General features: G+C 56.7%; 18 protein-coding genes. 12 read left to right on the forward strand and 6 right to left on the reverse strand.

What is annotated here, in order from left to right:
- Positions 1 to 677, reverse strand: a 677-nt coding sequence (locus GOX66_RS16555; protein ID WP_272871522.1) for a tripartite tricarboxylate transporter substrate-binding protein, incomplete at its 3' end; no start/stop codon positions are given.
- 99 nt (positions 678 to 776) lie between these two features.
- Complete coding sequence (locus GOX66_RS16560) at positions 777 to 1250, reverse strand: MarR family winged helix-turn-helix transcriptional regulator (protein WP_170763851.1); 474 nt, start codon at positions 1248 to 1250, stop codon at positions 777 to 779.
- A 688-nt stretch (positions 1251 to 1938) separates the two neighbouring features.
- Between GOX66_RS16560 and GOX66_RS16565 the strand changes: the two genes are divergently transcribed.
- Positions 1939 to 2838, forward strand: a complete 900-nt coding sequence (locus GOX66_RS16565) for a LysR substrate-binding domain-containing protein (RefSeq protein WP_170763852.1) — start codon at positions 1939 to 1941, stop codon at positions 2836 to 2838.
- A gap of 209 nt (positions 2839 to 3047) precedes the next feature.
- Positions 3048 to 3788 (forward strand): glutathione S-transferase N-terminal domain-containing protein, encoded by a 741-nt coding sequence (locus GOX66_RS16570; protein WP_170763853.1) that lies wholly within the window; start codon positions 3048 to 3050, stop codon positions 3786 to 3788.
- On the opposite strand, the gene GOX66_RS16575 is transcribed toward GOX66_RS16570, so the two are convergent.
- From GOX66_RS16575 to GOX66_RS16585, 3 genes are all read right to left on the reverse strand, one after another.
- Positions 3690 to 4691, reverse strand: a complete 1002-nt coding sequence (locus GOX66_RS16575) for a HupE/UreJ family protein (RefSeq protein WP_170763854.1) — start codon at positions 4689 to 4691, stop codon at positions 3690 to 3692. The genes GOX66_RS16570 and GOX66_RS16575 overlap by 99 nt on opposite strands.
- The gene (locus GOX66_RS16580; protein ID WP_170763855.1) at positions 4688 to 5518 is read right to left on the reverse strand and encodes a peptidyl-prolyl cis-trans isomerase; all 831 of its coding nucleotides are present in this window, start codon (positions 5516 to 5518) and stop codon (positions 4688 to 4690) included. The genes GOX66_RS16575 and GOX66_RS16580 overlap by 4 nt, the downstream gene beginning before the upstream one ends.
- 156 nt (positions 5519 to 5674) lie before the next feature.
- Complete coding sequence (locus GOX66_RS16585; protein WP_170763856.1) at positions 5675 to 7597, reverse strand: DUF3604 domain-containing protein; 1923 nt, start codon at positions 7595 to 7597, stop codon at positions 5675 to 5677.
- A 278-nt stretch (positions 7598 to 7875) separates the two neighbouring features.
- Here GOX66_RS16585 and GOX66_RS16590 point away from each other — a divergent pair, with 278 nt between their 5' ends.
- The 7 genes from GOX66_RS16590 (at position 7876) to GOX66_RS16620 (ending at position 14606) form a co-directional block, all read left to right on the forward strand.
- Entirely contained in the window at positions 7876 to 8721 is an 846-nt protein-coding gene (locus tag GOX66_RS16590) for a Rossmann-like and DUF2520 domain-containing protein (RefSeq protein WP_170763857.1), read from the forward strand.
- 502 nt (positions 8722 to 9223) lie between these two features.
- Positions 9224 to 10204 (forward strand): biotin synthase BioB, encoded by a 981-nt coding sequence (bioB, locus tag GOX66_RS16595; protein WP_170763858.1) that lies wholly within the window; start codon positions 9224 to 9226, stop codon positions 10202 to 10204.
- Positions 10201 to 11334, forward strand: coding sequence for an 8-amino-7-oxononanoate synthase (locus tag GOX66_RS16600; RefSeq protein ID WP_170763859.1), 1134 nt, complete (start codon positions 10201 to 10203; stop codon positions 11332 to 11334). Before bioB ends, GOX66_RS16600 begins: the two co-directional genes overlap by 4 nt.
- Positions 11331 to 11951, forward strand: a complete 621-nt coding sequence (bioD, locus tag GOX66_RS16605; RefSeq protein ID WP_170763860.1) for a dethiobiotin synthase — start codon at positions 11331 to 11333, stop codon at positions 11949 to 11951. The genes GOX66_RS16600 and bioD overlap by 4 nt, the downstream gene beginning before the upstream one ends.
- On the forward strand, positions 11948 to 13234 hold the full coding sequence (bioA, locus tag GOX66_RS16610; RefSeq protein WP_170763861.1) for an adenosylmethionine--8-amino-7-oxononanoate transaminase: 1287 nt from the start codon (positions 11948 to 11950) through the stop codon (positions 13232 to 13234). Before bioD ends, bioA begins: the two co-directional genes overlap by 4 nt.
- The gene (locus GOX66_RS16615) at positions 13231 to 13851 is read left to right on the forward strand and encodes a pimeloyl-ACP methyl esterase BioG family protein (protein WP_170763862.1); all 621 of its coding nucleotides are present in this window, start codon (positions 13231 to 13233) and stop codon (positions 13849 to 13851) included. The genes bioA and GOX66_RS16615 overlap by 4 nt, the downstream gene beginning before the upstream one ends.
- A complete protein-coding gene (locus GOX66_RS16620) occupies positions 13848 to 14606 on the forward strand; it encodes a methyltransferase domain-containing protein (RefSeq protein ID WP_237212648.1) in 759 nt (252 codons plus the stop codon). The genes GOX66_RS16615 and GOX66_RS16620 overlap by 4 nt, the downstream gene beginning before the upstream one ends.
- Before the next feature lie 5 nt (positions 14607 to 14611).
- On the opposite strand, the gene GOX66_RS16625 is transcribed toward GOX66_RS16620, so the two are convergent.
- Positions 14612 to 15244: a GntR family transcriptional regulator gene (locus GOX66_RS16625; protein WP_170763864.1), complete on the reverse strand. Its 633-nt coding sequence runs from the start codon at positions 15242 to 15244 to the stop codon at positions 14612 to 14614.
- 203 nt (positions 15245 to 15447) lie between these two features.
- On the opposite strand from GOX66_RS16625, the gene GOX66_RS16630 reads away from it, so the two are divergent.
- The 3 genes from GOX66_RS16630 (at position 15448) to GOX66_RS16640 (ending at position 17848) form a co-directional block, all read left to right on the forward strand.
- Positions 15448 to 16098: a helix-turn-helix domain-containing protein gene (locus GOX66_RS16630; RefSeq protein WP_170763865.1), complete on the forward strand. Its 651-nt coding sequence runs from the start codon at positions 15448 to 15450 to the stop codon at positions 16096 to 16098.
- A gap of 168 nt (positions 16099 to 16266) precedes the next feature.
- Positions 16267 to 17163, forward strand: a complete 897-nt coding sequence (locus GOX66_RS16635) for a class II glutamine amidotransferase (protein ID WP_170763866.1) — start codon at positions 16267 to 16269, stop codon at positions 17161 to 17163.
- A gap of 1 nt (position 17164) precedes the next feature.
- Positions 17165 to 17848 (forward strand): GltB/FmdC/FwdC-like GXGXG domain-containing protein, encoded by a 684-nt coding sequence (locus GOX66_RS16640; RefSeq protein ID WP_170763867.1) that lies wholly within the window; start codon positions 17165 to 17167, stop codon positions 17846 to 17848.
- Position 17849 lies beyond the last annotated feature (1 nt).

Genomic DNA, 17849 nt, shown 5'->3' on the forward strand with positions numbered 1-17849 from the left:
TGCTCACCAATTCCACCGATGCTCTGCCATTTAAAAAGTTTGCGACAGAACCGTTTGTTTTGCGGTCCGGCGCCCCAGGCTATGTCCAAATCATCAGCCATCACCCCATTGATGCTGCCCTTGCCGCCTTTGACCATAACGGTCTGGAAATCCACGCCGGATTTCTGAGACAGAAGATAAAGCGCATCGGCAACCCGCGGGCTGAACGCTCCGGCCGAAATATCTTCGCCTGGTTTGGCCGCAGCAATCACGTCATGCAGGGTCTTCCAGCCACGAGAGGATTTGGCAAACAGCGCCATCTGAGTGCCTGCTGTAGTGGTCAGCAGGTCAAAATCTTCCAGCGCATAGCCTGCACCACGGGTCGCGTGGGGGCTGTATGTCAACGCCTCGGTTACTGTCATGCCAATGGTCAGACCATCAGCAGGATCATCCACCAGATCGCGTGCCATGACCGCGCCCCCCTTACCGGCCACATTCTGAGGAATGATCTCCCAACCGTGGCGCTTTGCCAGCTCGGATGCGATCAGTCGAGCCTGGGTGTCTGTTCCCCCTCCCGCGCGAAACGAAATCTTTAGCGTGATCGGGCCGTTTGGTTTCCAGGTCTCGGCAAGTGACATACTGGCACCGGTCAAGGTGCCGACTGCGACAAGGGCAGCGGTGGCGACTGCTTTGAACATTCTATCCTCCCAAATTGAACGCATTTAGTTCTCAGGAAGACTGTGCCTTACTAAATGATGACTAGTCAACAATAATAGATCAAATGAACAAGTAAAGTGCTATGGATCGTCAAATTCAAGCGATGAGATGGCGTCAAGTGCATGCCAGAGCCCTTGCATGGCCGTTTCTCCTATAGCATTTTCCAATTGCGCCCGGCGCCGTTCAAAGCGTGGTGCCAACTTGGCCATCAGTGTCTGACCTTCAGGCGTCAATGAAATCAGCTTTTTGCGTTTATTGGCGGCGTCTTCGTGATATTCCACATATCCCTGTTCCACGAGGGCCGCAGAAACACGGCTGATCAATGCCCGGTCGACAACCATCTGTCGGCTTAGTTCAGAGACAGTGATTTCTTTGAAAATGCTGACAACCCGCATCACGCGATATCCGGTCAATCCAAGCGATGTGTCGCTGATGAGCTTTGTTGTCTGCTGCTCCAGAACCTTGTTTACGGTCGCGATCCGAAAAGTAAGGTTGCTTTCCAGCTCACGTACTTGTCTCAGTTCTGCTTCCAGCTGCATTTCACGTTTTGACATCGCGGCTACCTATTGTTGACTTGTCATCATTGGTAAATGATCTCGTGCCTAGGAGACAAGCCCTGCAGCCCCGTTCCTTCAGAGTCTGGACCGTTTCGACACGACAGCGCGAAACAGATAAAACCATTGGCCTTTGACCCGCGAATAACCAGCAACCTGCGGCGTTCACTTGACGATCCAACAGTTCAACATCGCATGATGGCTTTGTAGGTTATTGTCCTCGTAATGTCGGGGTGGGGAAGCGTTATGCTGAATTTTTCCGACCTGTCCTAAGCCAAGGGCTTCCCAATCCCTCTTTCTATGACCGGCGACGTTGTTTGGGCGTACTATCTATTTACTTCAACTTTCGCGGCGTCGAAGAATTTCCGCGTCACGCGTGATCCACCTTTCTTACGAAACCGATATGGCTAGGGTCGCGCGATTCTTTCCGAAGCTGTTTCGGTATTGGCTCAGGTCAGGCTTTTCGGCAAACAGTGAACAATTTGACAAAGCCGCAGTAATTGCGGTCGGGTGCTTTTCCAGCCGATTTTGATAACAAAGGGATCGCCTGCCCGTCGCGCTTTTCGGACACGGGTTATGGGGAAAAGGTTTCGCTGATTTGAAGACGGATCTTTACACCCAACTTTTCAAAAGGCCTATCTCACGCCATTATACGACGAAATGGAATAGCAACGTTGGGGCAATGCAAATGCTATCGGAAAAGCGCAAGGAATTCATGCCTCCATTGCATTGGCTGCGTGCTTTCTCGGCTTCGGCCCGGCATCTGAGTTTCACCGATGCCGCACAGGAATTACTGATCACCCAATCTGCGGTAAGCAAACAGGTTCGTCTGCTGGAACAGGCATTGGGGCAGCAGTTGTTTATCCGGCGTCACCGTGGCCTGAACCTGACCGAGGCGGGGCGCAATTACCTGCCAATTGTCGACCGCGCGTTTAATACGTTGGAACAGGGAACCCGTTCGTTTCTGGGCTATTCAGCCGGGCGCAATCTTCACCTGAAGGTGAATTACTCTTTCGCATCATTCTGGCTGATGGACTGTCTGGATGAGTTCATGGATGCCCACCCGGATGTTCAGTTGACTGTCTCAACGGCTCTGTGGGAGCGAGAGTTCCTTGAAACCAGCGCAGATATCGAAATTCACTATGGCCGCGAGGAGACCTTTCGCGACGGGGCCATTCGACTACGACAAGAAATGCTGATGCCCGTTTGTGCCCCGGAAGTTGCCGCACGGCTGAACACGCCTGACGACCTGAACGGGGAACGTATTCTCGATCTGACGGGGATCAGCGAGACTTGGGATTTCTGGATTGCTAATTCAGGTGTGAAGGGGTTGGACTTGAACAACCGGCACTATTTCAGCACCTATGTCCTGGCGCTGAAAATGGCGCAGGCCGGTAAAGGTGTGACGATGGCGCATACAACCCTTGTCGAACGGGCCTTTGAGCGGGGTGATCTGGTTGCTCCGTTCGATTGCAAAGTGGTCGGGCGCGACGGATATTTTCTGATCCGGAACAAAGGTGAAACTGCCAACCCCCATGCCGCGCAATTCGTCGACTGGATACAGGCGAAATTCAATGCCGGGCGGTAGACTGACCCCTGCGTAAGTCAGCTCGATGCCAGTCGCAACGAATACCTGATTTGTCGTCGATCCGGACTTCCGTTAGCACGATTTTCTTTAAATCGGGTCATTGCGATAACAACGATAAACCACTCTGAAAGCCGTGTGGGTTTTATTGTACCAGAAATCACATTGATTAGAATTTGATCCTGTCAGCGTTTTGTCGGATATTTTGCGGCATGACACAGCACCCCATCCTGTGGACGTTTCGCCGCTGCCCGTACGCAATGAGGGCTCGCCTTGCCATCATGAGCGCGGGTGTGGCCGTGGAACTGCGCGAAGTTCTGCTGAGGAATAAACCACATGCGTTCCTGCAAACATCACCTTCGGGAACGGTGCCCGCACTCCGGCTGGAAGATCAGGTCTTGGACGAAAGTCTGGACATCATGATCTGGGCGCTCAGAAAAAACGACCCGCAGCAGCTTTTGGACATGCCGGAGGAGGGCTGGAGCCTGATTGCAACCAACGACGGTCCATTCAAGGCTGCGCTGGATCATACAAAATATGCCACGCGCTATCCGGATCTGGATGAGACAGCTGAGCGCGCCAAAGCCGCCGCCTATCTGGTCGAACTCAATGACCGGTTGAATGGTCGGCATTGGTTGTTCGGCGACAGGCCAACTCTGGCCGACTTGGCCCTGCTGCCGTTTGTCCGGCAGTTTGCCCAAATAGATAGGGTGTGGTTCGACGCGCAGGCGTGGCCACACCTGATCGCCTGGTTGGATCGGTTTTTGGACAGCGAACCCTTTGCGCTCGTCATGGACAAATATGCGCCTTGGTCCGAAGGCGATGCGCAGGTTTGGTTTGGTGGAAAGAGGGCTTCAAAAACCACTCACACGCTCGACCAGCCAGAAAATCGACACACAGCCGATGAAATAGCCGGTCAGGGGAATGGCGATCGGTTGAGCGTCAGTAGATAGGGATGGCGCAAGGCGGCGCCACAGGAAGATCGTAAACAGGATAACTGCGATAAACGTGAGCTGTCCTGCTTCGACGCCAATATTGAAGGCAAGCAGTGCTGCGAAGATATCCTGGGACGGCAAACCGATTTCCGACAAAGCGCCCGCAAATCCAAGCCCGTGTAGCAGACCGAAGCAAAAGCACACGATCCACGGGTACTGTTCGGACAGCCGAAGCTGACCATCCTTGTGTTTGAGGATTTCCAGCGCAAGAAACACGATTGAAAGGGCGATCACGGCTTCGACCGGAGGTCCCGGAACGTGCAATACACCGAAAGTGGCCAAGGCCAACGTGATCGAATGAGCCACCGTAAAAGCCGTGACCGCACCCACCAGCCGCCATGGGGAGCGCACCAGAACAAGCAGTGCGAAGATGAAAAGCAGGTGATCCCAGCCTTCGAGAATATGTTCGAACCCCAACTGGAAGTAGCTGAGGAATACGATCCACGTCGTCGGGCGTTCCGGTATGATCTGGCTTGGCGCATTAGGTGTAAACCGCAAGGTTGTCGCGTTTGAATTCAGTGGTTGCAAACGCACCAAGACATCGTTTCTTTGGGTTTCGAGACCGTCTATGGTTATGGAGTGCCCGGCCAACCCTGCATTGCATTCCACGACCCAGGCAGACATCCAGGCAACGCCGTCCGAAATGGGCTCAGGACCTCGCGCTGGTACGCAATGTTCAGGCAGGCGCGCGTCGATCCCCATGGGCCGGCCATTTACATCTGGCTGCCGCCAAAGAACCTGCCATGTTTCCGATGCCAATTGCCGGAGATCCAGATATCCCGGGTCCAGTGCATGGGCATGTGCGGATTTCCCGGCGCCTACCATCCAGACCGCCAGCAGCAGGCAGAAGACCGACCTCATTTTTTGGCCTCTTCAAAGACCGGCAGTTCGATTTGGTAATGGGCAACAAGAGAGTCGTATTGGGCCTGCGCCAGTTCTTCCCCAGTTTCCCGGCGCCATTCCTGTAGAACAATATCGCGAATGTCTTCCAGCGGCGGTAGCTTCGCGGGCGAAGAGCCAGTGATCCGGGCAAGATGGTACCCGTACCCTGATTGAATCGGACCCGACCAGACATCTGGTTCCAATTGTTCGAGGGACTTCGCGAACCCTTGGCCAAATGCCGAGTCCACGACCCGGTTGGCCGACAAAGGCATGGATTTTGGCAACAGGGATTGTAGCCCGGCGGCTGACCAGTCTGATCCGGAATTCAGGGCTGCCAGAGTTAGTTCGACATCACCGGCCTTGGGGGTTTCACCCAGATATACCTGATCGAAGGCGATACGCGGTGACGTCGAGAACCGCTCGGGATTTGCGGCGAGAAATTCTTCCAGGACGTCATCCTCCGGAATCACGGACGCTGCAACGGCGCTTGTCAAAAAGTCCATCTTTCGCGCCAGTCGGGCACGGATCACCTGATCGCCTTGATCCAATCCCAGCTTTCGCGCTTCTCGCACAAGAACTTCCTCACGGACCAATGCGTCTATCAACGCCTGAATTTCCTTGTTGTTTGGCGGGCGGTTCCAGCTGGTTTCAAAGCGCGAAATCAAAAGCTCGAGGTCTTTGTTGTCGACCGTGATGATTTCACCCGGTTCGGGATATTCGCCTTCGGGAGTAACCAGATAAAACCAGCCAAAGATGGCTAGCCCAATCAGTACGAAATGAAACAGGGGTTCTTTAAATACGCGCATGTAAGCTCTCGACTATGTTTCCAACCGAACAGCATTGCTGAATTGAGCATCAGACCAGGGCAAATGGCCAGCCCGATTATCCGGGGACTTGGTATATCCGAAAACTCTCCAGGCAGTGATTCCTGCCCGGAGCGTTTGATATCTGCTGAAAGTCGTTTACTCGGCGGGCGTGTACCAGATGGGTGAAGAATAGGCGCGTTCCTGATGTACCAGCTGTGCCTCTTCCGGCAGGTCGACACCGAACCTAAGCTTGTCGTACAGAACCCAACGTGGTGTCGGAATTTCCAGTACCCGCACGTAATAAAAGGCGCGCGCATTCGGGTCGAAATCGGGATCGGTCCAGACCGTTACCAGCTCAGATGCGCCGATCGTATTGCTCCAGCTTGCCGTTTCGAGGTTTACAGTATTGCCGACCTCGGGCAACTGTCCGTCGGCGTCCAGCGTGCGATCATCCGACCACGCGACGTTGTAGACTTTTTCGTGCATTTCACCATCGGCACCCAGCCAACCTTTTACGACCTGAACCCGGTCCAGGTTTGCGCCAACAGGGTCACGCAGGGCGCCAATCAAAAAGGTCGGCGCGCCGTCACCCTCACGCGGGCGCATGTCGCTGCCCATTGGGACGCCCTTGGTGTAACCGACGTCCGCCACAAGTCGGGTCAATAAATCCTCTTCGGCAAAGTCCCAGCCGCCGAAAAAGCGCAAGCCAATCCGGGGCCCTGTGGTGGCGTAGGTTTCCCGGCGTTTGAACGCATCGAAAATGGCTGACCGTGTGTTCCCGGACGCCCAAACTGCGGTGTAGCCGGACGCAACCAGAGTATGACCTTCAAAGGCTCCCAGGTCGCTTTCGACAAAGGGATGAAGAACCCGCGTTGCGGAAGGTTCGGCGCTGACAGATTTGCCAAAATAGTTCTCTTCTTCAGCGGTCGCGAGAGACGTATGGCTGTCCGTCGCGCCTCCCATGCCGAACTTATAGGGGTTCACACCGAATTTCTCCTCCAGCGCCAGGCCGCGCTTGAGTGCCTCACGCGCGTATTCCCCGGCCAGCATGTCATCGGTCTTGAGCTCGGTGATATCCAGATTGCCAACGTCCCAGTTTTCATAATCGGCAAACGGGTCATCGGGGCTCAGATAGGGGTGCGCTTCGCCGTCCCCTTTGATCTGCGTGACTTCGTAATGTGGTTCCCACTTTGCACGGTTCTGAACATATTCCTCATCGACTTTACCACCGTGATAAGTGTCTTCGGTTGGGAACATCCATCCATTCGACAGGTTGCCGTTATGCGCAAATGCAACGGCGCGGCCGCCGGTTTTGTCCTGGTATTCCTCAAGCCAGGCATAAAGCGCTTTTGGGTCCGTATCACCGTATGGAGGCTGCGTGACCGGGGGCACCATCTGCAGCGCGCGGATCGGACCGTCGCGAAGCATGACGTTTCGGTGCAGGTTGAATCCTTTCGGCACCGACGTCCATTCGAACCCGATAAATGCGGTAAAGGTGCCGGGATCGTTATGACGCTCTGCCGCCATAACGATTTGCTCCCACGTAAACGCAAATGCGTCGGCACCGGGGCTGTAGGATTCCAACAGGATTTCGGGCAGGGTCATCTGGGAAAAGTTTGTGATGATATCGAAGGCTGCCTTGGCCGCATTTTCACCGCCCGCTTTATAGCCTTCGTACCATTCCAACCCTTTTGGATCTGCAAGAACACCAGGTTTCCCGGCTTGAAGGTCGGGTGCAAACCCCATCAGGTCCGTGTGATCCGTAAGAACCATCCAGTCCAGTGGCCTTGCCAGCCGAACCGGTTGGCCCGTGGACGAAATAACCTGCTCACCTTTTGCGAAACGCCATGCGTCGTCCGGCAACAATGTGTTCCCAAATGCACCGGCATCCAGTGAAAGGCCCGTGTGCAAATGCGTGTCCCCCCAAAGGGGACGTTCAGGAAAAGTCCGATTTGCATAGGGAGAGAACGGTCGTTCGGCGAATGTACCCTCAGCGGCTTCTTTGCTTGGCACAGCGTCAGCAAGGACGCTGAATGGAAGTGAAGCCATGGTCAGTAGACATAAAGTAAGTCGAAGCATTAAATCCTCCCAATCAAATAGCTCCGCAATGCCGGGTGCCAGAGTTGCTCATTTCCTATATTCAAAAGTCACAATATCATTATGCATGTGAATTGTGTGATAAATTTTGTCTTGCCTAATCTGCTGGTTGGACGAGAGTTGCCGATACAGTTTCAGGAGCACCCAACCGTGTTGGCAATTCAACCTGTGTGATCTGGGCTGTCAGGTCTTGGCAATTGACTTATGGTTCTTAGCCGAATTCGGCCGGACAGAGAGAGTTTCAATAGAAAGGTTCCGACATGTCTCAATTCAAAGTGAACGTCATCGGCGCCGGGCGTGTGGGGCAAACTCTGATCCGCTTGCTGGACGATCTTGACGACTATTTTGTCCAGGATGTTGTGAGTGCGAGGTATCAATCTGCTCAGGAGGCGGCCCGATTGACAGGCAATGGCCGGGCAGTGGAAGACTTTTCGGACCTGCGGCCCGCCAACCTGTGGATTATATCAGTTCCCGATTCTCAAATTTCCGCTGCCGCCGCCAAACTGGAGAGTGCTTTCAGAGATCGCAATTCGGATTATCAATCCTCGGCCGCGTTCCATTGCAGCGGCTATTTCCCGGCCGAGCAGATGGCTCCGTTGCGAAGGTTGAACTGGCGGCTCGCAAGTGCTCATCCGGTGCTGTCTTTCGCTGTTCCTTTGGCCGCACAGGAGCAATTCAAAGGCGCGCTTTGCGGGCTGGAAGGGGACGAGGAGGCCAAAAAGTTAATTCAGCCCATGCTGGAGAAAATGGGCGCTGAGTGTTTTTCCATCCGGTCTGAAAGCAAAAGTCTTTACCACGCGGCGGCCGTGATCTCGAATAATTTCACTGTGGTTTTGCAAGCCATTGCGCGTGAAGCCTGGGCTGAGGCAGGTGTTTCTGACGAGGTTGCTCAACAGCTCAATGCAAAGCTTCTCGATAGCACAGCTCAAAATGTGGCCGCATTCGGCCCGCAGCAGGCGCTGACCGGTCCCGCTGCCAGGGGCGATGAACTGGTTGTTTCGGAGCAAGGCGACGACGTCGCCAGTTGGTACCCGGAAGCTGGCAATATTTACAAGCAGATGAGCAATATGGCACGAAACCTGAAAGTGCATGGCACTACGCGGTGACCGATTCCCATGGGCAATTCTGATGTCAGCAAATGTGAACGGCGTCTGATCGGCCAAAGGCTTGACGCTATTACCTGCGCCCGGACTGCAAATTGGTGCCGGATGCCAAGGTCCACTTCGGAGGGTATCAGGGCAGCAAGCTAAGCACGGCCTCGCCGCAGCAATGGTGCCGACCGTTAACCCTGCGCTGTCCGCGTTCAGTGGCAAACATCGCTCTGCCACATATCTCCCAAGAGATCAGGAAGCAGATTTTGGCTCTCGGCAATGCGAGGCGATCATATGCACGAGACCGACCCAGAAATTATTTGCTCGGTATTGGCGCCGAGAGGGCAGGAAAGCCCCCGAGCCAGACGGATTTTCATCTGGATCGGACAATTCGGATAGTCCGTTAAGTCGTTTTCAATAGCGAGACTGCGCTGATTTGGCAGTTCCCAGTTGTGATTTTAACGTTTATCGATATTAGAAATGTCAGGAACATAGTATTGGGGAAATTATCGATAAAATGGAAAACGCCACCTACACATGGTCCCGCGAGGCCGCGCAATCCCTGTATGATCTTCCGTTGATGGACCTGTTGTTTCGCGCGCAAACCGTCCATCGCGAGAACTTTGACCCCAATAAAATCCAGACGTCCAAGCTGTTGTCGATCAAGACAGGCGGCTGCGCCGAGGATTGTTCCTATTGTTCGCAATCGGCCCGAAACGGCTCGAAACTGTCAGCATCTAAACTGATTGAGGTCGAGCGTGTCCTGAGCCAGGCACGGCAGGCGCGCGACGGTGGGGCAACCCGGTTTTGCATGGGTGCGGCCTGGCGCGAGCCAAAGGACCGGGACATGGATGCCTTGGTGGCCATGGTCGAAGGTGTTCGGGATATGGGCATGGAGACCTGCATGACGCTGGGCATGCTGGACGACAATCAGGTCATCCGCCTACGTGACGCGGGTCTGGACTATTACAACCACAATATCGATACCTCCGAGCGGTATTACCCCGAGGTCATTACCACCCGCACTTTCGCGGACCGGATCGACACGATGAACCGCGTGCAAGAGGCCGGGATCAAAGTGTGCTCTGGCGGTATTCTCGGGATGGGCGAAGAGGTTCAGGACCGCATCGATATGCTGGTGACCCTGGCCAACATGGGCCCGGCACCCGAGTCTGTGCCAATTAACATGCTGATGCCGCAGGAAGACACGCCGCTGGCCGACGCCAAGCCAATCGATCCGATCGATTTTGTGCGGGTGATTGCCACCGCCCGTATCATGATGCCGAAATCCTATGTGCGTTTGTCGGCAGGGCGCAGCGAGATGAGTGACGAGCTTCAGGCCATGTGTTTCCTGGCGGGTGCGAATTCTATCTTTGTGGGTGAAACTCTTCTGACCGCGGAAAACCCGGAAGAAGACACCGATGCGATCCTGTTTGCCAAACTGGGACTGGAAGCCGAATCCGTAGCCGGGGAAAGCTGTTCGGAAGCCGCTGAATGAAAGCATTGGGCCGCCTGAACTCGATGCTTCAGACACTGGACACCCGGCATCGCCGCCGGGTGCTGGCCCCTAGGCGTGGGTTGGATTTCGCCTCCAACGATTATCTGGGTCTGTCCCAATCCCCGCTGTTGCGCCGCGCGGCGCAAGAGGCGCTGGCGCGGGGGGTGCCGCTGGGCTCGGGCGGATCCCGGTTGTTGCGCGGAAATCACCCCGAACATGAAGCTCTGGAAGAAGAGGTAGCCGCGTTTTTCGGCGCTGAGGCCGCGTTGTTCATGGGGGGTGGGTTTCAGGCAAATCAGGCAATTTTCTCGACCCTTCCAGCTGCCGGAGACCTGATCCTGTACGATGATCTGGTACATGCCAGCGCGCATGAAGGCATGCGCATGGGCCGCGCCGACACCCGCGCGTTCGCGCATAACAACGTGGCCGACGCCAAGCGCGCCGTTACAGAATGGCTGGCTGCCGGAGGCGCCGGCCAAATCTGGATCGCGGTGGAAAGCGTCTATTCGATGGAAGGCGATGTCGCGCCTTTGAATGAGCTTTCCGATCTTGCCCAGGAATATGGCGCAATTCTGGTCGTGGACGAAGCGCATGCCACCGGCGTTTTTGGACCACGGGGCAGGGGGCTTGCACACGGTATAAAGGCCGAAGTGCTGACATTGCACACCTGCGGCAAGGGGCTGGGCGTCTCGGGTGGGCTGATCTGCGGTCGGCAAGTGATGATCGATACGCTGATCAACCGAGCGCGGCCTTTCATTTTCGCCACGGCTCCGTCGCCGTTAAACGCTGCCCTGGTTCGGGCGGTGTTGGCGCATTTGCAAACGGACACCCAACTGCATGAGGCCGCAACGGCCCGCATGCAGCACGCGCACACTGAGGCCCGGAGGAATGGCGTTCCGCAATTGGCGCTGAACAGCCAGATCATTCCGATCATTCTGGGGGGTGAGGCCCGGACGATGGAATTGGCCTCCACCCTGCAGGAACAGGGGTTTGACGTTCGCGGTATCCGCCCGCCGACTGTGCCGCGTGGCACATCGCGCCTGCGGGTGTCCATTACCGGCAATGTGACCCATGCCGACATCAGTGCCCTGTTCCAAACGCTCGCCAATCACCAGCAGGAGGCCGCATGAATACCGTGATCGTCGCTGGCACCGACACCGGCATCGGTAAAACTGTGTTCGCCGCAGGTCTAACCGCCGCGCTGGGTGCCAGTTATTGGAAGCCGGTGCAATCGGGACTTGAAGAGGCAACCGACACGGAAACGGTCAGTGCACTGACGGATGCCGATGTGTTGCCCGAGGCCTATCGGCTCAACATGCCCGCCTCGCCCCATTTGTCGGCCGAAGAGATGGGGATCGAGATTGATCCAGCCCGTTTGACCCTGCCCCAAGTCTCTGGCCCCTTGGTTGTTGAGGGCGCCGGTGGGCTGATGGTTCCGCTGAATCGCAAGGTCTTTTTCCTTGATGTGATTGCCCGGTGGCGGGCGCCGGTTGTTCTGGTGGCGCGCACGGCGCTAGGAACGATCAACCATACAACCCTGTCCCTGATGGCCCTGCGCAATGCCGGGTGCAACGTGGTCGGCGTGGCTTTTGTCGGAGAAGCCGAGGCGGATGTCGAGCAAACGATAGTCGAAATGTGCAGTGTCAGGCATCTGGGTCGGTTGCCCTTTATCGGCGATTTGTCCCGCGAGACTCTGTCCGATGCCTTCCCCGCCATTGACGTCAATGCAATTCGGAGCGCTCTGTGACCCCGCTGGATTTTGATGCCCGCCACCTGTGGCACCCGTATACCAACGTGCTGAACCCTGGTCCGATGCATCTGATCACCGGGGCCGACGGCGTATGGCTGACCTGTGAGGACGGAACCCGGATGATCGACGCGATGGCGTCGTGGTGGTGCACGGTGCATGGGCACCGTCATCCCGCGATCATCGGGGCCATGCGGGCGCAGTTGGATCAAATGCCGCATGTGATGTTTGGGGGGCTGACACACAACCCCGCGATTGAGCTGGGTCGAAAACTGGTCGAACTGCTGCCCGACGGGCTGGATCGCATTTTCTACAGCGACAGCGGATCTGTGGCCATCGAAGTTGCCTTGAAAATGGCGGTACAGTACCAGATGGCCCTGGGCCACACCGGGCGCACCCAATTCGCCACAATCCGGGGCGGCTATCATGGCGACACGTGGAAAGCGATGAGCGTCTGTGACCCCGTCAACGGAATGCACGGTCTGTTCCGTGGCGCTTTGTCGGTCCAGCATTTCCTGCCGCGTCCGCAAGTCCAGTTTGGTCAGGAATGGTCGGACGACACCGAGCTAAACGGGCTGGGTGCGCTGGAAGAACTATTGGAAAGCAAGTCCGACCAGATCGCGGGGCTGATCCTCGAACCCGTCGTTCAGGGGGCCGGGGGCATGTATTTCTATCACCCGACGTGGCTGAAACGTGCGCATGAGATGTGCAAAGCACACGACGTACTGGTCATCTTCGACGAAATCGCCACCGGGTTTGGCCGCACCGGTGAACTGTTCGCAATGGATCACACCGGTGTTGTGCCAGATATCCTGTGCGTGGGTAAAGCCCTGACCGGTGGCCATATCACTCTGGCGGCTACTGTTACCACCGAAACCGTCGCGCGCCGGATCGGCGAAAGCGAAGCCAGCGTATTGATGCACGGTCCGACCTATATGGCCAATCCCTTGGCTTGCGCCGCGGCGGTGGCCAGCCTGGAGCAGCTGTCGGTCCGGGGTTGGCGGGCCGAGGTGCACGCAATCGCCGACCAGATGGCACAGGAACTGGCTCCGGCGCGCGATTTGCCCGGTGTAGCCGATGTCCGTGTGCTGGGCGCTATCGGTGTTATCGAGATGGAAGAGTGGGTTGATCCCTCCGTCGCCCATGGGCTGGCGCCGGAAACCGGCGTGTGGCTGCGGCCGTTTGCTCGCAATATCTATTGCATGCCGCCTTACATCATCTCACCGGATGACTTGAGCCGGGTGACGTCGGCCATGGTTTCACTGGCCAGAGGCTCATCATGAAAAGTCAGTGGTTATCCCGGTCAGGCACCGAAGACTTGCTTTTGATTTTCGGGGGATGGGCTTTGAGCGCAGTCCCATTCGCAGGTCTGAACGGGGACCGGGATGTTTTGCTGGTTGATGACTACACCCGGTTGGATGATATGCTGGAGGGCCTGGCGCAGTATGACCAGGTCACATTGCTCGCTTTTTCTTTTGGCGTGGCATCGGCCGCACACTGGCTGACGCAAACAGGGTTCCGGCCGGACCGGCTGATTGCGGTCAGCGGCACGCTTGCCCCCGCCGAGGCAGAGCGCGGCATAGCGCCGGAAATGATCCGCGCCACAGCGGATCAACTGACCATTGATAGTTTTGCCAAATTCTGCCACCGCGCAGGTCTGGGCGGGCCAGCCCCTGAGATCGCCATCGACGCGGCCCGGGCAGAACTATACGCCGTGATCGAACGCGGTACGGCGCCTGAGCACCAGTTCGACCGGGTCTGGATTCCCAACCGGGACCGGATCATTCCCACTCGCGCGCAGGAGATTGCATGGGCCTCTCAACAGCACGCCGTCAAGAGTATCCCGGCCTCACACGTTCCGTTCCGCAGCGGGCAGGATTGGGGGCAGTGGATCGCATGAATGTTCAGATGGCCGGGCGCGTTCAGCGCAGTTTCAGCCGAAGCTTCCGCACCTATCACGACTGCGCCTGCCAGCAGGCCCGGATCGCTGACCGTCTTGTGCATGACCTGCGTAACAGCGGTGCCCCGCAGCAATTCACGTCCGCACTAGAGTTTGGCTGCGGCACGGGTCACCTGACAGAACGTCTGCGTCAGTCATTCGGATTCGGTAGGTTAACGATCAACGACCTGTCGCCTGAGGCCGACGAGACCGCCGCTGCTTTCGGAGCGGATTTTCTGTGCGGAGATGCTGAGACAGTCGCGTGGCCTTATCAGTCGGCTCTGATTGCGTCGGCGTCGATGATTCAGTGGTTGCCTGATCCCGCCGCTTTTCTACGCAGGGCGGCAAACGCGCTGGTACCGGGTGGATGGCTTGCCGTTTCAGGTTTTGGCCCGGAACAGTATCGTGAACTGGTCCAGATCGGGTCTGCGGCCAAAGCACCTGGCTTGTGTCGGCCTGAAGATCTGGCCTCTGCCGTGGATGGAGCTCTTGAGGTCGTGGCCGTTGGTGAGACCCGTCGACAGATGCATTTTTCTTCTCCCAGGAAAGTCCTTGAGCATCTCAGGAATACCGGCGTGAACGGGCGTGCGCAAAGTGTCTGGACCAAGTCCCGCTTTCTTGCGTTCACGAACGAATATGTCAGGCAATTTGGTGGCGAGGCCGGTGTGCCGTTGACGTATCACCCGATCTGGATCATCGCCCGAAAACCCGGCTGATCCCGTCAGGGCAAACGGGTCAGATGGCGTTCCATGACTGAATGGGCCCGTGCGGTATCGCGATCTTTGATGGCAGCCAGAATAGCAGCATGATCCGGGTCTTTGCGCTTACGCCATTTAGTCGTGTGGCGATTGTTGAAATGCCAGGCGTACAGCAATTGCAGGTTCCTGATTTCGGCAATCAGACGTGGCATGTTGCAGCCTGCGATCACGGCCAAATGAAAGCGTTGGTTGGCCTCTTCCCAATCCTCAGAAGTCTCAGCCGCATCGCATTCCTTATGAACTTTTTCGATATGGGCAATCTGCTCTGACGTCAGGTTCAGGACAGAGTGTTGCAGCGCCACCGGTTCCAACGCGCGGCGCATTACCCGCAATTCCTGAATGGCGTTCTGATCCATTGGTGCCACGCACATGCCCCGGCGCGGAAGACCGATCACCAACCCTTGCGCGGCGAGGTTAAGCAGGGCCTCCCGAACGGTGACCTGGCTCACCCCAAGCTCGCGGGCAATCAGGTCCTGCCGAAGTTTTTCACCGGGCTGAAACTCGCCGCGGACAATCCTCGATGAGAGTTTGTGCGCAATATCTTCCGATTTCTTGATCTGCTGTTCCGACACGTGGTCTCCGTCGATCCGGCGCATAATTCATGCGTCAAGACCCATATCGTTAAGCAACGGGTTGAGCAACATACCCAACAAACGTTGGCGGGTGTATTCGATTATTTCAGGGATGAGTTAGCGATTTTCCCAGCGTGAAACCAAATTTCATGCTGGGAGAGCTACACAACGCGGACTGTCCTGTGCCATGGTCGCCCCAGGGGACGATGAGGATCAAGAGGAATACGATGGCACATATTGACGAGTCCGACGAAAAAGTGGTGCTGTCACAGGACCCGCACAAAGTCAGGGACAGCGTTGAAAAGAACCTGGAAACGGCTATCGGCCGAGAGATCAAGGCCTTGCGCCTTCAACAGGGTACGACGATTGCCGAACTCTCGGCGCTGACTGGTCTGTCCATCAGCATGTTGTCCAAAATCGAAAATGGCGCCACTTCACCGTCACTGACCACGCTGCAATTGCTGGCCAATGCGTTGAGCACACCTATCACCTCATTCTTCCGAAGGTTTGAGGAATCCCGCAATGCAGTACATACAAAAGCGGGTGAAGGGGTCGAGACCGAGCGGGCCGGAACCCGGGCTGGTCATCAATACAATCTGCTGGGTCATCTGGGCGCGAATGCCAGCGGTGTGGTGGTCGAACCCTACCTGATCACGCTGAACGAAGAATCGGACAGATTTCCGACGTTCCAGCATGATGGAATCGAGATGCTGTACATGCTGGAAGGCGCGGTGGACTATCGCCATGGCGACAGAATCTACCCCCTGAAACCGGGGGATACGCTTTTCTTTGACGCCGACGCGCCGCATGGGCCCGAGGTTCTGGTAAAGCTTCCTGCCAAATATCTGTCGATTATTTCGTATCCACAAACCAGCTAACCCTAACAGTTTGAAGTTTTTTCACCCTGCGCGATTGATCGTAGGGCTGTTGGGCATTTGCCCGCTTCCTGAAAATATTCATGCGAGGAAAAAAAATTTCTTTGTGTTGCTTTGTGCGAATTGAACTGTTAGCGTCACCCTGGACGAAATTTCAGGGGACAAAAGCTGATGTGTGGAATTGTCGGTCTGTTTCTCAAAGACAGGACACTAGAGCCCGAATTGGGTTCGATGCTGACGGATATGCTGGTCACGATGACCGATCGTGGCCCGGATAGCGCCGGAATCGCGATCTACGGCGCGGAATCAGACGGGTCTGCCAAACTGACGGTGCAATCGGATTCTCCTGAGGAGGATTTCGCCACCCTGGCCGCCGACCTGAGCGAAGCCATCGGGGCAGACGTGACGCTGCGCGCCAACGATACCCACGCGGTGCTGGAGATGGACGGCGCAAAAGTCGAACAGGCGCGTCAGGCAGTACGTGAACTGCGCCCCGGGATGCGGGTCATGTCCGACGGCGCGGCGATCGAAATCTACAAAGAGGTTGGTCTGCCCAAGGACGTGGCCGAACGGTTCAGCGTGTCGACCATGGGCGGCAGCCACGGCATTGGCCACACGCGCATGGCAACTGAGTCCGCCGTAACCACCGAGGGCGCACATCCGTTCAACACTGGCTCGGATCAATGCCTGGTGCATAACGGCTCGCTGTCGAACCACAACGCGCTGCGCCGCAAGCTCAAGCGCGAAGGCGTGCGGGTCGAGTCGATGAACGACACCGAGGTCGGTGCGGCATACCTGACCTGGAAAATGCAGAACGGCGCGACGCTGGGCGAGGCGCTGGAAAGCAGCCTTGAGGATCTGGACGGGTTCTTCACTTTTGTCGTCGGAACCAAAGACGGCTTCGGCGTGGTGCGCGACCCAATCGCTTGCAAACCGGCGGTGATGGCCGAGACTGATCAGTACGTGGCCTTTGGCAGCGAATACCGTGCCTTGGTCAACCTGCCCGGTATCGAAGACGCCAAGGTCTGGGAACCCGAACCCGCAACCGTCTATTTCTGGAGCCACTGATATGCAGACGTATGATGTCGCAGAAAATGGCTTGCGCGGTCTGAACTCGACCCTGCAGGCGCAAAGCAAAGAGACCAACCAGACCAATTGGGAAGTGCAGAACCCCAAGGGCAGCCATGCCATCGCGGTCGGTCTGGACGCGCCGATTGAAGTCACCGTCAAAGGCTCAACCGGGTACTACTGCGCCGGAATGAACCAGCAGGCGACCATCAAGGTCGAAGGCTCGGTCGGTCCCGGTGTGGCGGAAAACATGATGTCCGGCACCGTGGTCGTCGAGGGTGACGCCAGTCAATATGCCGGGGCGACCGGGCATGGCGGGCTGCTGGTGATCAAGGGCAATGCCAGTTCGCGTTGTGGGATCTCGATGAAGGGGATCGACATCGTGGTGCATGGCAATATCGGCCACATGTCGGCTTTCATGGCGCAGGCCGGTAATCTGGTGGTCTGCGGAGATGCGGGCGACGCGCTTGGAGACTCGCTGTACGAGGCCGGGTTGTTCGTGCGCGGTTCGGTCAAAAGCCTCGGCGCGGATTGCATCGAGAAAGAGATGCGACCGGAACATCTGGAGGTGCTGAAGGACCTGCTGGAGCGCGCCGGAGCGGATGCCAAGCCGGAAGAGTTCAAACGCTATGGTTCGGCCCGCCAACTCTACAATTTCGATATCGACAACGCGGCAGCGTATTAAG

Source organism: Ruegeria lacuscaerulensis (genome assembly GCF_013031245.1).
GTDB classification, from domain to species: domain Bacteria; phylum Pseudomonadota; class Alphaproteobacteria; order Rhodobacterales; family Rhodobacteraceae; genus Ruegeria; species Ruegeria lacuscaerulensis_C.

Bases quoted from the DNA above. Each gene is read 5' to 3' on its own strand.
- GOX66_RS16570 (WP_170763853.1), top strand. From the start codon at position 3,048: ATGACACAGCACCCCATCCTGTGGACGTTTCGCCGCTGCCCGTACGCA.
- GOX66_RS16565 (WP_170763852.1), top strand. From the start codon at position 1,939: ATGCTATCGGAAAAGCGCAAGGAATTCATGCCTCCATTGCATTGGCTG.
- bioD (WP_170763860.1), top strand. From the start codon at position 11,331: ATGAATACCGTGATCGTCGCTGGCACCGACACCGGCATCGGTAAAACT.
- GOX66_RS16640 (WP_170763867.1), top strand. From the start codon at position 17,165: ATGCAGACGTATGATGTCGCAGAAAATGGCTTGCGCGGTCTGAACTCG.
- GOX66_RS16635 (WP_170763866.1), top strand. From the start codon at position 16,267: ATGTGTGGAATTGTCGGTCTGTTTCTCAAAGACAGGACACTAGAGCCC.
- bioB (WP_170763858.1), top strand. From the start codon at position 9,224: ATGGAAAACGCCACCTACACATGGTCCCGCGAGGCCGCGCAATCCCTG.
- GOX66_RS16625 (WP_170763864.1), bottom strand. From the start codon at position 15,244: ATGCGCCGGATCGACGGAGACCACGTGTCGGAACAGCAGATCAAGAAA.
- GOX66_RS16615 (WP_170763862.1), top strand. From the start codon at position 13,231: ATGAAAAGTCAGTGGTTATCCCGGTCAGGCACCGAAGACTTGCTTTTG.
- GOX66_RS16575 (WP_170763854.1), bottom strand. From the start codon at position 4,691: ATGAGGTCGGTCTTCTGCCTGCTGCTGGCGGTCTGGATGGTAGGCGCC.
- GOX66_RS16620 (WP_237212648.1), top strand. From the start codon at position 13,848: ATGAATGTTCAGATGGCCGGGCGCGTTCAGCGCAGTTTCAGCCGAAGC.
- GOX66_RS16560 (WP_170763851.1), bottom strand. From the start codon at position 1,250: ATGTCAAAACGTGAAATGCAGCTGGAAGCAGAACTGAGACAAGTACGT.
- GOX66_RS16600 (WP_170763859.1), top strand. From the start codon at position 10,201: ATGAAAGCATTGGGCCGCCTGAACTCGATGCTTCAGACACTGGACACC.
- GOX66_RS16590 (WP_170763857.1), top strand. From the start codon at position 7,876: ATGTCTCAATTCAAAGTGAACGTCATCGGCGCCGGGCGTGTGGGGCAA.
- GOX66_RS16630 (WP_170763865.1), top strand. From the start codon at position 15,448: ATGGCACATATTGACGAGTCCGACGAAAAAGTGGTGCTGTCACAGGAC.
- GOX66_RS16585 (WP_170763856.1), bottom strand. From the start codon at position 7,597: ATGCTTCGACTTACTTTATGTCTACTGACCATGGCTTCACTTCCATTC.
- GOX66_RS16580 (WP_170763855.1), bottom strand. From the start codon at position 5,518: ATGCGCGTATTTAAAGAACCCCTGTTTCATTTCGTACTGATTGGGCTA.